The organism is Agromyces mangrovi (assembly GCF_030296695.1).
GTDB lineage: Bacteria > Actinomycetota > Actinomycetes > Actinomycetales > Microbacteriaceae > Agromyces > Agromyces mangrovi.
Window position 1 is genome coordinate 2,997,511 of sequence record NZ_AP027737.1, and the last position, 13,423, is coordinate 3,010,933.

Annotated in this window: 13 protein-coding genes and 1 pseudogene; 13 read left to right on the top strand and 1 reads right to left on the bottom strand. The window is 72.8% G+C overall.

Annotation, left to right across the window (positions count from 1 at the left end; genetic code table 11):
- Positions 1 to 32: 32 nt before the first annotated feature.
- Positions 33 to 1,457, top strand: coding sequence for a M50 family metallopeptidase (locus QUE38_RS14245; RefSeq protein WP_286311838.1), 1,425 nt, complete (start codon positions 33 to 35; stop codon positions 1,455 to 1,457).
- Between the two features lie 67 nt (positions 1,458 to 1,524).
- On the top strand, positions 1,525 to 2,694 hold the full coding sequence (locus QUE38_RS14250; RefSeq protein ID WP_286308920.1) for a sensor histidine kinase: 1,170 nt from the start codon (positions 1,525 to 1,527) through the stop codon (positions 2,692 to 2,694).
- 24 nt (positions 2,695 to 2,718) lie between these two features.
- Here the strand turns inward: QUE38_RS14250 and QUE38_RS14255 are convergent, their stop codons facing one another.
- Positions 2,719 to 3,909: an acetyl-CoA C-acetyltransferase gene (locus tag QUE38_RS14255; RefSeq protein ID WP_286308921.1), complete on the bottom strand. Its 1,191-nt coding sequence runs from the start codon at positions 3,907 to 3,909 to the stop codon at positions 2,719 to 2,721.
- A 142-nt stretch (positions 3,910 to 4,051) separates the two neighbouring features.
- Here QUE38_RS14255 and QUE38_RS14260 point away from each other — a divergent pair, with 142 nt between their 5' ends.
- The 11 genes and pseudogenes from QUE38_RS14260 (at position 4,052) to QUE38_RS14305 (ending at position 13,422) form a co-directional block, all read left to right on the top strand.
- Positions 4,052 to 5,248, top strand: coding sequence for a substrate-binding domain-containing protein (locus tag QUE38_RS14260; RefSeq protein ID WP_286308922.1), 1,197 nt, complete (start codon positions 4,052 to 4,054; stop codon positions 5,246 to 5,248).
- Positions 5,249 to 5,350: 102 nt separating this feature from the next.
- Positions 5,351 to 5,731, top strand: a pseudogene (locus QUE38_RS17870) (ATP-binding cassette domain-containing protein); the annotation flags it as partial.
- 234 nt (positions 5,732 to 5,965) lie between these two features.
- Positions 5,966 to 6,013 carry a hypothetical protein gene (locus QUE38_RS17875; RefSeq protein ID WP_433996977.1) on the top strand — a complete coding sequence of 16 codons (48 nt, stop codon included), beginning with the start codon at positions 5,966 to 5,968 and terminating at the stop codon, positions 6,011 to 6,013.
- On the top strand, positions 6,010 to 6,795 hold the full coding sequence (locus QUE38_RS14270; RefSeq protein ID WP_286308924.1) for an ABC transporter ATP-binding protein: 786 nt from the start codon (positions 6,010 to 6,012) through the stop codon (positions 6,793 to 6,795). Before QUE38_RS17875 ends, QUE38_RS14270 begins: the two co-directional genes overlap by 4 nt.
- Positions 6,792 to 7,670, top strand: a complete 879-nt coding sequence (locus QUE38_RS14275) for a branched-chain amino acid ABC transporter permease (protein ID WP_286308925.1) — start codon at positions 6,792 to 6,794, stop codon at positions 7,668 to 7,670. The genes QUE38_RS14270 and QUE38_RS14275 overlap by 4 nt, the downstream gene beginning before the upstream one ends.
- Complete coding sequence (locus QUE38_RS14280) at positions 7,667 to 8,764, top strand: branched-chain amino acid ABC transporter permease (protein ID WP_286308926.1); 1,098 nt, start codon at positions 7,667 to 7,669, stop codon at positions 8,762 to 8,764. The genes QUE38_RS14275 and QUE38_RS14280 overlap by 4 nt, the downstream gene beginning before the upstream one ends.
- Positions 8,757 to 10,304 carry a class I adenylate-forming enzyme family protein gene (locus QUE38_RS14285; protein ID WP_286308927.1) on the top strand — a complete coding sequence of 516 codons (1,548 nt, stop codon included), beginning with the start codon at positions 8,757 to 8,759 and terminating at the stop codon, positions 10,302 to 10,304. The genes QUE38_RS14280 and QUE38_RS14285 overlap by 8 nt, the downstream gene beginning before the upstream one ends.
- Positions 10,301 to 10,903: a TetR/AcrR family transcriptional regulator gene (locus QUE38_RS14290; RefSeq protein WP_286308928.1), complete on the top strand. Its 603-nt coding sequence runs from the start codon at positions 10,301 to 10,303 to the stop codon at positions 10,901 to 10,903. Before QUE38_RS14285 ends, QUE38_RS14290 begins: the two co-directional genes overlap by 4 nt.
- Before the next feature lie 88 nt (positions 10,904 to 10,991).
- Entirely contained in the window at positions 10,992 to 11,738 is a 747-nt protein-coding gene (locus QUE38_RS14295) for a 3-hydroxybutyrate dehydrogenase (protein ID WP_433996915.1), read from the top strand.
- A complete protein-coding gene (locus tag QUE38_RS14300; protein ID WP_286308929.1) occupies positions 11,735 to 12,637 on the top strand; it encodes an alpha/beta fold hydrolase in 903 nt (300 codons plus the stop codon). Before QUE38_RS14295 ends, QUE38_RS14300 begins: the two co-directional genes overlap by 4 nt.
- Positions 12,634 to 13,422 (top strand): CoA transferase subunit A, encoded by a 789-nt coding sequence (locus QUE38_RS14305; protein WP_286308930.1) that lies wholly within the window; start codon positions 12,634 to 12,636, stop codon positions 13,420 to 13,422. Before QUE38_RS14300 ends, QUE38_RS14305 begins: the two co-directional genes overlap by 4 nt.
- The last annotated feature ends 1 nt before the right edge of the window (position 13,423 follow it).

Consider the following 13,423-nt stretch of genomic DNA (forward strand, 5'->3'; position numbering starts at 1 on the left):
CGCAGCGGGGATACGCTGTGTCGGTGGACTCCGTGCTGGCCTTCATCCTGGGCGTCGTCATCATCGCCCTCGGGCTCGCCGTGTCCATCGGCCTGCACGAGATCGGGCACCTGCTGCCCGCGAAGCTGTTCAAGGTCAAGGTCACGCAGTACATGATCGGCTTCGGCCCGACCATGTGGTCGACGCGTCGCGGCGAGACCGAGTACGGCGTCAAGGCCATCCCGCTCGGCGGCTACATCTCGATGATCGGCATGTTCCCGCCCGAGAAGCACCGACCGGCGGATGCCGCGACCGACGTCGGCCCGCTGGCCGACCTGGGCGAGTCGGAAGCGCAGACGGCGGACGCGACCGCCGCTCCCCGACGCATGCCCGTCGGGGCATCCAGTGCCCGCAACGGCAGCACCGGGTTCTTCCAGTCGCTCGCGGAGGACGCGCGCAGCGCGAGCGCCGACACGATCGGCCCCGGCGAGGAGGACCGCGCGTTCTACAAGCTGCCGGTCTGGAAGCGCATCGTCATCATGCTCGGCGGGCCGTTCATGAACCTGCTGCTCGCGGTGGTGCTCTACGCCGTGCTGCTGATGGGCTTCGGGATCGCGCAGCCCAGCACGACGATCGGCTCGGTGTCGGAGTGCGTGGTGCCGGCGACCAGCGCCAGCCAGGAGTGCGAGCCGGGCGACGCGGCCGCCCCGGGCGCCGACGCGGGCGTGCAGCCCGGCGACCGGCTGGTGTCGATCGCGGGGGAGCCGATCGAGAGCTGGACCGGATTCACCGAGGTCGTGCGGGCGAACGCGGGCCAGCCGCTGGCGCTCGTGGTCGAGCGCGACGGGGCCGAGACCACCCTGACCGTGACGCCGCGGCTCACCGAGCGCTACGTCTACGCCGACGACGGCTCGATCCGCGAGGACGCGAGCGGCGAGGCCATCACCGAGGAGGTGGGCTTCGTGGGCGTCGGCCCGGCGTCGGAGACCGTGCAGCAGCCGGTCACCGCCGTGCTGCCCGCGGTGGGCGACAACGTCCAGGCGGTCGGCGGCATCATCCTCAACCTGCCCCAGCGCATGGTCGACGTGGCGCAGGCCGCGTTCGGCACCGAGGAGCGCGACCCGAACGGGCCGATCAGCGTGGTCGGCGTCGGTCGCGTCGCGGGGGAGATCGCGAGCATCGACGAGATCCCGATCGCGAACAAGGCGGCCGGCCTCATCGGCATCCTCGCGTCGCTCAACGTCGCCCTCTTCGTGTTCAACCTCATCCCGCTGCTGCCGCTCGACGGCGGCCACGTCGCCGGCGCGCTCTGGGAGGCGGTGCGGCGCGGCTTCGCCAAGCTGTTCCGCCGGCCCGACCCCGGCCCCGTCGACATGGCCAAGTTCATGCCCGTGACCCTCGCGGTCGTGGTGGTGCTCGGCGCCATGAGCGCCCTGCTCATCTACGCCGACATCGTCAAGCCCATCTCGATCCTCTGACGTGCCGTACCGATCCACCGACGTGAGCGTCACGTCGCCACCGACCAGGGCCTCCTCCCACGAGCGGATGCCCCGGGGCGGCGCGGCCCGCCCGCTCTCGCCCGCACCGGCCGTCGGTGCCGCCGGGCGTCGCGGCGACCTGCTGGGCCTGCTCGCGCCGGTCGTGCTGAGCGCGCTCGTGCAGGTGCCCGCGGCGCTCTGGGTCGCCCTGCGGGTCGCCGAGTCGCCGCTCGCCGGGGCGCTGGCGGTGCTGCTGGCGATCGCGGGCCCGACCGCGCTGCTCGCATCGCGGCGCCTGCCGGGGCCGACCGTCGCCGTGGTGGCCGCGCTGGCCGCGCTCGACCTGCTCCTCGCGCCCGACGCGGGCGTGCCGTACGTGGCACTGGCGTTCGCGGTCGTGCTCGGCGTGGCGCGCGGCGCGACCGCGTGGACGCTCGCCTCGCTCGCGGCCGCGTGGCTCGCGTGCCTGGCGCTCGGGGCGGAGCTGGGCCTGGCGTGGCATCCGCTGCGGATCGCCGCCGTCACCGCGGTGCTGGCGCTGTGCGTCGCGTTCGGCGCCCTCCTCGGGCGCCGGCGGGCCCGACTCGCACGGCTGCGGGTCGAGGCGGAGCGACGGCAGCGTCGTGCCGAGCGTGCCGAGCGCGTGCGCATCGCCCGGGAGCTGCACGACGTGCTCGCTCGCTCGCTGGTGCGCATCAACCGGGAGTCGGGCGCAGCGCTCGACGAGGCCGAACACGATCCCGAGCGCGCTCGCGCGGCACTCGCGAGCATCACGATCACGAGCCGTACCGCCCTCGACGACGTGCGCGAGGTGCTCGGCGCGCTCGGCGGCGACAGCCCGGTGGGCCGGCTCGACCCCCGGGCCGACCTCTCCGCGCTGCCGGGCCTGATCGACGGGTTCGCCGGTGCCGGGCTCGACGTCGAGTTGCACGACCGCCTCGCGACCCCGCCGGCGGCGCCGGTGCAGCTGGCCGCCTACGCCATCGTGCAGGAGGCGCTGACGAACGCGGTGCGGCACGCGGCCGCCTCGGCGTTCGTCTCGCTCGCCCGCACCGGCGACGTGCTCGACGTCGTGGTCGACGACGACGGCCCGGGCTTCGGCGACGCGGAGCCCGGCGCCGGCATGCGCGGCATGCGCGAGCGCGCCGCAGCGCTCGGGGGCACGCTCGAGTTCATCGTGTCGCCGTTCGGCGGCGCGCGCGTGCGCGCCCGCCTGCCCTGGACCTCCGCCGACTGACGGCCGCGTCAGCGCCGCCCGTGATCAGCGGGAGAGGAGCAGCGCGTCGCCCTGGCCGCCGCCGCCGCACAGCGCGACCGCCGCGCGGCCCGAGCCGCGACGCGAGAGCGCGAGTGCCGCGTGCAGGGCGAGACGGGCGCCGGATGCCCCGATCGGATGTCCGAGCGAGATGGCGCCGCCGTCGGGGTTGACGATGTCGGCGTCCACGCCGAGGTCGCGCGACGACTGCAGCGACACGGCCGCGAACGCCTCGTTGATCTCGATGTGGTCGAGGTCGGAGACCTCCCATCCGTGTCGCGCGAGGGCCGCCGCGATGGCGTTCGCGGGCTGCGAGTGCAGCGAGTTGTCGGGTCCGGCGACGTGGCCCGACGACTCGACGACCGCGAGCCAGGGGAGTCCGTGCTCCTCGGCCCACGCGCGCGATGCGACCACGAGCGCCGAGGCGCCGTCGCTGAGCGGCGACGAGTTGCCGGCGGTGATCGTGCCCTCGGCGGCGAACGCGGGGCGGAGGCGCGCGAGCACCTCGACGGTCGAGTCCCCGCGCACGCCCTCGTCGGCGGCGACGGTGACCGGGTCGCCCTTCCGCTGCGGCACGTCGACCGGCACGATCTCGTCGTCGAACACGCCGGCGGCCTGCGCCGCGGCGGCGCGCTGGTGCGACGCGGCGGCGATCTCGTCCTGCTCCGCGCGGCCGAGGCCGAGTCGGCCGTTGACCCGCTCGGTCGACGCGCCCATCGAGTCGCCGTCGAACGCGTCGGTGAGGCCGTCGTGCGCGGCGTGGTCGAGCATGGTGACGCTCCCGTAGGGCCAGCCGCGACGCGAGCCGGGCAGCAGGTGGGGTGCGTTGGTCATCGACTCCTGGCCGCCGGCGACGACGACGGATGCCTCGCCGAGGCGGATCATGCGGGCTGCATCGACGACCGCGGCGAGGCCCGACAGGCACACCTTGTTGAGGGTCATCGCGGGCACGCGCCAGGGGATGCCGGCGGCGTTCGCGCTCTGCTTCGCGGGGTTCTGGCCGGCACCCGCCTGCAGCACCTGGCCCATGAGCACGGCGTCGACGTCGTCGGGGGAGACCCCGGTGCGCTCGAGGGCGCCGCGGATCGCGGCGGTGCCGAGCTCGACGGCCGACAGGCGGGCGAACGCGCCGTTGACGCGGCCCTGCGGGGTGCGTGCGCCGCCGATGATGACGACGTCGTTGGGGGTGCTGCTCATCGCGTTCGTGACTCCTTCGTCCGGGTTGTGGAGAGCGAGTTGCGCACTCGCCCACTGCCGCCTAGTGTACATTTCTGAAACCTGAACCACCTGTCAGGTTTCAACCGACACTGCAGTCACACCTTCCTTGAGAGGCATACCAATGCGGGTTACGAAGAAGTACCTTGCCGTCGGCGTTCTCGCCGCGTCGGCGTTCGCCCTGGTCGGCTGTGCGCCGACCGCCGCCGACGGCGGAGACGACACGACCGGGGAAGAGCTCGCCCCGGTCAGCATCGGCATGATCACGTCCCAGACGGGACCGCTCGCCGCCTACGGCGAGGCCTACACGGCCGGCTTCGAGGCCGGCCTCGACTACGCGACCGACGGCACCGGTGAGGTCGACGGCCGCGAGCTCGACATCACCTGGGAGGACGACCAGGGCAACCCCGACACGGCCGTCTCCAAGGCCAAGGACCTCATCGGCCAGGGCACCACCATCCTCGCGGGCACCGTCTCGTCGGGCATCGCCACCGCGCTCGCCGAGCAGGCCGCGCAGAACCAGGTGCTCTACATCTCCGGTCCGGCAGCGGCCGACGCGATCACCGGCGTCAACGAGTACACCTTCCGCTCGGGTCGCCAGACCTACCAGGACGTCGCGACCGCCGGCACCTTCATCGGCGACGCCGCGGGCAAGAGCGTCGTGGTCTTCGCGCAGGACACCGCGTTCGGCCAGGGCAACCTCGCCGGCGTCGAGGCCGTGCTCGGCGGCCAGGGCGCGACCGTCGACGGCGTGCTCGTCGCCGAGGACGCGACCGAGTTCACCCCGTTCGCGCAGCAGCTCATCGACGCCGAGCCCGACCTGATCTTCGTGGCCTGGGCGGGTGCGAGCTCGGGCGCGATGTGGACCGCGCTGCAGCAGCAGGGCGTGTTCGACGTGGCCCCGGTCGTCACCGGCCTCGGCGATGTCGCGACCTACGGCGCCTACGGCGACGCGTCGGGCGACATCAGCTTCCTGAACCACTACTTCGCGGGCGCGAGCGGCAGCGACGCCGAGGCCGCGATGCTCGAGTACCTCGAGGCGGAGGGCATGGTCGGCGACCTGTTCTCGCCCGACGGCTTCCTCGCCGCGCAGATGATCGTCGAGGCCGTCCGCGCAGGCGACTCGGTCGATGACATGATCGCCGCGCTCGAGGGTGCGTCCTTCGACTCCGTCAAGGGCGAGGTCACCGTACGCGCCGAGGACCACGCGGTGGTCCAGGAGATGTACCAGGTCAGCCTGGTCGACGACGGCGGCGCCTGGGTGCCCGAGCTGATCGAGTCGGTCGACGCCGAGGCCGTCGCACCTCCCGTCGCCGGTTAGTCCCGCAACATGAGCGAACACGCGATGCTGTCCCTGAACGGGGTCGGCCTGACCATCGGCGGTGCCCGCATCCTGCACGAGGTGACGCTCAGCGTCCCCCACGGCGAGATGCTCGGCGTCATCGGCCCGAACGGCGCCGGCAAGACCACGCTCTTCAACGTGGTCTCCGGCCTGCTCGCGCCGACCGCCGGATCGGTCGAGCTCGACGGACAGGACGTCACGAAGGAACCCATCCATCGCCGCGCAGCAGTCGGGCTCGGCCGGACGTTCCAGACGTCCAGCGTGTTCGGAGCACTCAGCGTGCTCGAGAACGTGCGCCTGGCGGCGCAGGCCCATGAGGGCCGGGCCGCGTCGGTGTTCCGCGTACCGCGGGCCACCGACGCGGCCACCCGCCGGGCCCGCGAGGCCCTCGAGGAGGTCGACCTGGGCCACCGCGCCGACGCCGAGGCTTCCGGCCTCGCGCACGGCGAGAAGCGCAAGCTCGAGATCGCGATGCTCATCGCGACCGAGCCGAAGCTGGTCCTCCTCGACGAACCGATGGCCGGGGTCGGCTCGGGCGACGTGCCCGCGCTGTCCGAGGTCATCCGCCGCCTGCACCGGGGCGGGCGCACGGTGCTCATGGTCGAGCACCACATGGAGGTCGTGCTCGGCCTCGTCGACCGGGTCGCGGTCATGCACCACGGCGAGCTGCTCGCCTGCGACACCCCCGAGGCCGTCATGGCCGACCCCACCGTCCAGTCCGCCTACCTGGGAGAGACCGTATGAGCGAGCCGATCCTGGCCGTCTCGGGCCTCCACGCCCGCATCGCGGGCCAGCAGGTGGTCGAGGACGTCAGCTTCACCGTGCCGTCCTCCGGCGTCACCGCCCTCCTCGGGCGCAACGGCGTCGGCAAGACGAGCACCATCAAGGCCGTGCTCGGCCTCATCGACCGCACGGGCGACGTGCGCCTGGCGGGCGACCGGGTCGACCGGCTGCCCACGCACCGCATCGTGCAGCGCGGCGTCGGCTACGTGCCCGAGGACCGCGAGGTGTTCGCGGGGCTGACTGTCGCCGAGAACCTCCGCCTCGCCGAGCGCGACGCCGAACCGCGGCGCGAGCTCGTCGAGCGGCTGTTCCCCGACCTCGTGCAGCGCAAGGCCCAGCGCGCCGGCACCCTCTCGGGCGGCCAGCAGCAGATGGTCTCGCTCGCGCGCGCCCTGCTGAACGACAACCGGGTGCTCCTCGTCGACGAGCCCACGAAGGGCCTCGCGCCCAAGATCGTGGGCGAGGTCGCCGAGGCGCTCGAGGCCGTGGCCGACACGGTGCCGATCCTGCTCGTCGAGCAGAACCTGCACGTGGTGCGCCAGCTCGCGACCGACGTCGTCGTGCTGAGCGGCGGCCGCGTCGTGCACACCGGCGGCGCCGCCGAGTTCCTCGACGACGACGACCTGGTGCACCGCCTGCTGGGCGTGCACGGCGACCACGCCGAATCGGATGCCCCCGAGGGCGCGCCCGCGCCCGAGGCATCCGCCACCACCGACACCACGACCGAGGAGGGTCGCGCATGAGCACCGTCATCCTGCTGCTCGTCACGGGCCTCGGCCTCGGCGCGCTCTACTTCCTGGTCGCATCCGGCCTGTCGCTGATCTACGGCCTCATGCACGTGCTGAACTTCGCCCACGGCGTGTTCCTCACCATCGGCGCGTTCCTCGGCTGGGAGGTCGGCCGTCGCGTCTCCGACGGCACCTGGGGCGGCCTGCTGCTCTCGATGCTCGTCGGCGCGGTGGTCGGCGCGATCGTCGCGGCGCTCACCGAGTACCTGCTGATTCGTCGGCTCTACGAGCGGCACATCGAGCAGGTGCTCGTCACGGTGGGTCTCGCGCTCGCCGGCGTCGCCCTCATGGAGGGCATCTGGGGCACCGACCCGATCTACACGGCGAAGCCCGCCTGGCTCACCGAGACCACGGAGATCCTCGGCGCGCGCATCCCGAACGACCGGTTCCTGCTGATCGGCATCGCGGTCCTGGTGCTCCTCGGCATCGTGCTCTTCCTGCGCGGCACGAGGTACGGCCTCATCATCCGCGCCGGCGTCGAGAACCGGCACATGGTGACCGCGCTCGGCATCGACGTGCGACGCTCGTTCACCCTCGTGTTCGCGATCGGCGGCGCGGCGGCCGGCCTCGGCGGCGTGCTCGCATCGGTCTACTACGGCTACGTGTCGGCGCACCTCGGCAGCTCGCTGCTCATCTTCGCCTTCATCGTGACCGTCATCGGCGGGCTCGGCTCCCTCGCGGGCGCGGCGATCGCGTCGGTGCTCGTGGCGGTGCTGCAGCAGTTCGCCAACTTCTACCTCGGCGGCACGGGCGACCTCGCGGTCGTGCTCGCGCTCGCAGCGGTACTGCTCATCCGCCCGAGCGGACTCATGGGGAAGGCAGCAGCATGACCACCACGAACCGTCGCCGCATCGCCTGGATCGCCGGATCCGCCGCGATCATCGTGCTCGCGGCCATCCTGCCGCTGCTCGCCATCGAGATCCCCGGGGTGTTCCCCGGCCCCACCTACACGCCCGGCACGCTCCAGCTGCTCGCGTACGCCATGCTCATCGCGGCGCTCGCGCTCAGCTACCGGCTGCTGTTCGGCCTGGCCGGCATGCTCTCGTTCGGCCACGCGCTGTTCTTCGCGGCCGGCGCCTACGGGCTGGGCGTCGTGCTCGAGTGGTTCGCCCCGTCCGAGCTGCCGAGCGAGGTCGTCTTCATCGGCGCCATCCTCATCACGCTCGTGTTCGGCATCGTGCTCTCGCTCACGGTCGGCTCGCTGGCCCTCCGCGTCGGCGGCATCTCCTTCGCCATGGTGACGCTCGCGTTCGCGCAGGCCGGGTCGGTGCTGATCCGCCGCAACCCGGGCGGCGCGACCGGCGGCGAGGAGGGCCTCGCGCTCGACATCACGCACGTGCCCGAGGGCTTCATCGGCGTGATGAACACGCGCAACCTCTACTGGTTCGCGCTCGGCGTGCTCGTCTTCGTGTACCTCGTGGTGCTGTGGGTCGAGCGCTCGCGCGCCGGCCATGTCGCTGCCGCGGGCCGCGAGAACGAGCTGCGCGTGCGCGTGCTCGGCGTGCGCCCGTACCCGGTGAAGCTGCTGGTGTTCACGGTGGCGGGTGCGCTCGCCGCGGTCGCGGGCATGGGCTACCTGCTGCTCCAGTCGGGCGCCGCCCCGCGCGTCGCCACCGCCGACTTCACGCTCACGCTGCTCGTCATCGTGGTGCTGGGCGGCGTCGGCTACCGCTGGGGCGCCATCATCGGCGGACTGATCTACACGCTGCTCGACCAGCGCCTCACCGCGCTGGCCGGCTCGGAGGCGATCGCCGCCCTGCCCGACGTGCTGCGCATCCCGCTCTCGGAGCCGCTGTTCATCCTCGGTACGCTCTTCATACTCGTCGTCATGTTCCTGCCGGGCGGCATCGCGGGCATCCCGCAGCGCCTCCGCACGCACCGACGCTCGACGGCGCTCGAGTCGAAGGAGACCGTGGATGCCTGACGCAGGGCTGCACACGCTGGGGCGCTGGACCCGGGATCGCGCGATCGCGACGCCCGACCGCGTGGCCGTCGACGACCGGGGCGTGGCGATCACGTACCGGCAGCTCGATGAGCGCGCGGCGGGCCTCGCCGAGCGGCTGCTCGACGCCGGGTACGGCGTGGGCGACCGCATCGCGACGGTCACCGGCAACAGCGCCGACCAGGTCGTGCTGTTCTTCGCCTGCGCGAAGGCGGGCCTCGTGCTCGTGCCCCTGTCGTGGCGGCTCACGCCCCGTGAGCTCGCCGAGCAGCTCGCGGCGTCCGACCCGGCGCTGCTCGTGGTCGAGGAGGAGTTCCAGACCCTCGCGCGTGCCGCACGCGACCGGCTTCCGGGCCGGCTCGCCGACGCGGCGCCAGGTGCGCACGGCGTCGAGGCCGACGTGCCGGCTCCGAGCGGGGAGCGGGCGGATGCCCCGGAGCGACGCCCGGTCGCCGACGACGACGCGCTGCTCATCATCTTCACGTCGGGCACCACCGGCAACGCCAAGGGCGCCGTGCTCACGCACGCGAACTGCTTCTGGTCGAACCTCGCGCTCTCGCGCATCGCCGAGATCACGACCCACGACACGGTGCTCGCGGTCATGCCGCAGTACCACGTGGGCGGTTGGAACATCCAGCCGCTGCTCGCCTGGTGGGTGGGCGCGACGGTCGTGCTCGAGCGCACCTTCGATCCGGGTCGCGTGCTGCGGCTCATCGACGAGCGCGGCATCACGACCATGATGGGCGTGCCCGCCAACTACCTCTTCCTCGCCCAGCACCCCGGCTTCGCCGAGGCCGACCTGTCGAGCCTGTCGCACGCGATCGTCGGCGGCGCGCCGATGCCGCCCGCGCTGCTTCGCACCTGGCACGCCCGGGGCGTCGCGCTCTCGCAGGGCTACGGCCTCACCGAGGCCGCGCCGAACGTGCTGTGCCTGCCCGACGAGGACGCGCGCACGCACCTCGGCTCGGCCGGCAAGCCGTACCCGCACGTCGAGGTCGCGATCGCCGACCCCGTGACGGGCGAGCAGCTCGAGGGCGAGGCGTCGGGCGAGCTGCTCGTGCGCGGCCCGGCGGTGTTCCCCGGCTACTTCCGCGCCCCCGAGGAGACGGCGTTCGCCCTGCGGGGCGGCTGGCTGCACACGGGCGACCTCGTGCACCGCGACGACGAGGGGTACTTCACGATCGTCGACCGCATCAAGGACGTCTACATCTCCGGCGGCGAGCAGGTCGCCCCCGCCGAGGTCGAGGAGGCGCTGCGCTCGCACCCGGCCGTCGACGACGTCGCCGTGGTCGGCGTGCCCGACTCGCGCTGGGGCGAGACCGGCCAGGCCTGGGTGGTCATGCGCCGGGGTGCGGTGACGGATGCCACGGAGCTCGTCGCCCACGCGCGCGGCGTGCTCGCGGGCTTCAAGGTGCCGCGCGACATCCGCTTCATCGACGAGATCCCGCGCTCGATGAGCGGCAAGGTGCTGCGGCACGTGCTCGCCGAGCGCGCCCGCGCGGAACGCGAGACGGCTCGATGAGCGCGCAGCCGCGCACCGCCCGGGGCGCCGAGACGAGGCGGCGCATCCTGCGGGCGGCGGAGGACGTGTTCGCCGAGCTCGGCTACACCGAGGCATCCGTCTCGCGCATCACCGACCGTGCGGGCGTGGGGCAGGGCACGTTCTACCTGTACTTCGACTCGAAGCTCGACCTGTTCAACGAGCTCGTGGAAGACCTGAACCGCCGGGTGCGGCACGCGATGGCCGAGGGCGCCGCGAGCGCGCCCGACCGCATCTCCGCCGAACGCGAGGGCTTCGCCGCGTTCTTCCGCTTCACAGCCGAGCACCCGGCGCTCTACCGCGTCGTGCGCGAGGCCGAGCTGGTCTCGCCCGAGGCGCTGCGCCTGCACTACACGCGCATCGTCGAGGGCTACATCGAGGGCCTCGACCAGGCGCACGGCGCCGGCGAGATCGGCGACATCGACACGACCGTGGCCGCGTGGGCGCTCATGGGCATCGGCGAGATGATCGGCATGCGCTGGGTGCTCTGGGGCAGCAACGGCTCGGGGAGGGCGGCGGCGACGCCGATCCGACCGCGTCGGGCACCTCCGCCGTGCCCGACCACGTGCTCGACGAGATGATGCGCTTCATCGGGGGCGCACTCGGCCGCCCGGTGGCTGCGCAGCAGCAGGGCCGCCCCGCGGCGGCATCGACCAAGAAGGAGGAATCGTGACCGACCTGACCGGACGACGCGCGCTCGTTACCGGCGGCGCCAGCGGCATCGGCGCCGCGTGCGCCCGTGCCTTCGCCGACCGCGGCGCCTCCGTCACCGTCGCCGACCTGAACGGCGAGGCCGCGACCGCGCTCGCCGAGGAGATCGGCGGCACCGCCTGGCAGGTCGACCTGTCCGACACCGCCGCGCTCGCGGAGACGGTGCTCGACATCGACATCCTCGTGAACAACGCGGGCATCCAGTACGTGAGCCCGATCGAGGAGTTCCCGCCGGAGAAGTTCTCGCTCATCCTGCGGCTCATGCTGGAGGCGCCGTACCTCCTGGTGCGCGCGGCACTGCCGGGCATGTACGAGCGCGGGTTCGGCCGCATCATCAACCTCTCGAGCGTGCACGGCATCCGGGCATCCGCCTTCAAGTCTGCGTACGTCTCGGCAAAGCACGGCCTCGAGGGCTTCTCGAAGGTCACGGCCCTCGAGGGCGGCCCGCACGGCGTGACGAGCAACTGCGTCGACCCGGCCTACGTGCGCACGCCGCTCGTCGAGAAGCAGATCGCCGACCAGGCGCGCGTGCACGGCATCCCCGAGGAGGAGGTCGTGCCGAAGATCATGCTCACCGAGTCGGCCGTGAAGCGGCTCGTCGAGCCCGAGGAGGTCGCGTCGCTGGTCTGCTGGCTGGCCGGCCCCGACTCCGGCATGGTCACGGGCGCGAGCTACACCATGGACGGCGGATGGAGCGCCCGATGAGCGCCCCCGAACGCCGCACCGCACCCGTCGCCGGCGGCGAGCTGACCTACGGGGAGTGGCGGGCGGATGCCCCGGGCACGCCGGTCCTCGCGATCCACGGCATCACCTCGAGCCACCTCGCCTGGCCGTTCGTGGCCGAACGTCTCGACGGCGTGCGCGTGGTCGCGCCCGACCTGCGCGGCCGCGCCGGCAGCAACGGCCTGCCCGGCCCGTTCGGCCTGCGCGTGCACGCCGACGACATGGCGGCGGTGCTCGACGCCGCCGGCATCGAGCGTGCCGTGGTCGTGGGCCATTCGATGGGTGCGTTCGTCGCCGTGCGGTTCGCCGAGCTGCACCCCGAGCGCGTCGAGTCGCTCGTGCTGGTCGACGGCGGCCTGCCGATCCCGCCGCCCGCGGGCATGACGCCCGAGGAGGCGGCCGCGGCCACGCTCGGACCGGCGCTGGAGCGCCTGTCGATGACGTTCGAGTCGGTCGAGGCGTACCGCGAGTTCTGGCGGAATCATCCGGGCATCGGGCCGTACTGGTGCGACGAGATCGAGACGTACGTCGACTACGACCTGGTCGGCGAGGCGCCCGAGCTGCGCGCGTCGGCGAACCCCGAGGCGATCGCCGAGAACTCGCTGCAGCTCGACGGCACCGACGAGTACGCGACGGCCCTGATGGGGCTCACCACGCCGATCACGTTCGTGCGCGCTCCGCGCGGGCTGTTCGACCAGCCCGAGGCGCTCTACGCGCCCGAGACGGTCGACGCGTGGCGCGACCAGCTGCACGACGCGACTTCCGTCGAGGCGGAGGACGTCAACCACTACACCGTCATCATGGGTGACCATGGTGCTGAGCAGGTCGCTCCGGTCATCGCCGACCGGCTCGACGCGGCGCGAACGAAGGAGATCGCATGACACTCGACAAGGTGGTCGGTTCCGCGGCGGAGGCCGTGGCCGACATCCCCTCCGGGGCCAGTCTCGCCGTGGGCGGGTTCGGGCTCTGCGGCATCCCGATGGTGCTGATCGACGCGCTGCTCGAGCGGCGAGTGGGCGACCTGTCGGTGGTGTCGAACAACTGCGGCGTCGACGACTGGGGCCTGGGCGTGCTGCTCGCCGAGGGGCTCATCCGCAAGATGACGTCGTCGTACGTGGGGGAGAACAAGGAGTTCGCCCGCCAGTACCTCTCGGGCGAGCTCGAGCTGGAGCTCACCCCGCAGGGCACGCTCGCCGAGAAGCTGCGTGCGGGCGGCAGCGGCATCGCCGCGTTCTACACGCAGACCGGCGTGGGCACGCAGGTCTCCGAGGGCGGCCTGCCGCAGCGCTACGCGGCGGACGGGTCGATCGCGCTGGCGAGCGAGCCGAAGCCGAAGCAGGTGTTCGAGTACCGCGGCGCCGACCGCGAGTTCGTGCTCGAGCAGGCGATCACGACCGACTTCGCGCTCGTGCACGCGCTGCGCGGCGACCGGCACGGCAACCTCGTGTTCGACAAGTCGGCCCGCAACTTCTCGCCGCTCGCTGCGATGGCGGGCGCCGTGTGCGTCGCCGAGGTGGAGGAGCTCGTCGAGCCCGGCGAGCTCGACCCGGACGCCGTGCACCTGCCCGGCATCTACGTCGACCGCCTCGTGGTGGTCGGCACCGACGTCGAGAAGCGCATCGAGAAGCGCACCGTGCGCCAGACCGAGACAGCAGAGGGGAACTGAC

What these genes read in the sequence shown, in the direction of transcription:
- QUE38_RS14250 (WP_286308920.1), top strand. Translation starts at nt 1,525, where the DNA reads ATGCCCCGGGGCGGCGCGGCCCGCCCGCTCTCGCCCGCACCGGCCGTC.
- QUE38_RS14255 (WP_286308921.1), bottom strand. Translation starts at nt 3,909, where the DNA reads ATGAGCAGCACCCCCAACGACGTCGTCATCATCGGCGGCGCACGCACC.
- QUE38_RS14260 (WP_286308922.1), top strand. Translation starts at nt 4,052, where the DNA reads ATGCGGGTTACGAAGAAGTACCTTGCCGTCGGCGTTCTCGCCGCGTCG.
- QUE38_RS14270 (WP_286308924.1), top strand. Translation starts at nt 6,010, where the DNA reads ATGAGCGAGCCGATCCTGGCCGTCTCGGGCCTCCACGCCCGCATCGCG.
- QUE38_RS14275 (WP_286308925.1), top strand. Translation starts at nt 6,792, where the DNA reads ATGAGCACCGTCATCCTGCTGCTCGTCACGGGCCTCGGCCTCGGCGCG.
- QUE38_RS14280 (WP_286308926.1), top strand. Translation starts at nt 7,667, where the DNA reads ATGACCACCACGAACCGTCGCCGCATCGCCTGGATCGCCGGATCCGCC.
- QUE38_RS14285 (WP_286308927.1), top strand. Translation starts at nt 8,757, where the DNA reads ATGCCTGACGCAGGGCTGCACACGCTGGGGCGCTGGACCCGGGATCGC.
- QUE38_RS14290 (WP_286308928.1), top strand. Translation starts at nt 10,301, where the DNA reads ATGAGCGCGCAGCCGCGCACCGCCCGGGGCGCCGAGACGAGGCGGCGC.
- QUE38_RS14300 (WP_286308929.1), top strand. Translation starts at nt 11,735, where the DNA reads ATGAGCGCCCCCGAACGCCGCACCGCACCCGTCGCCGGCGGCGAGCTG.
- QUE38_RS14305 (WP_286308930.1), top strand. Translation starts at nt 12,634, where the DNA reads ATGACACTCGACAAGGTGGTCGGTTCCGCGGCGGAGGCCGTGGCCGAC.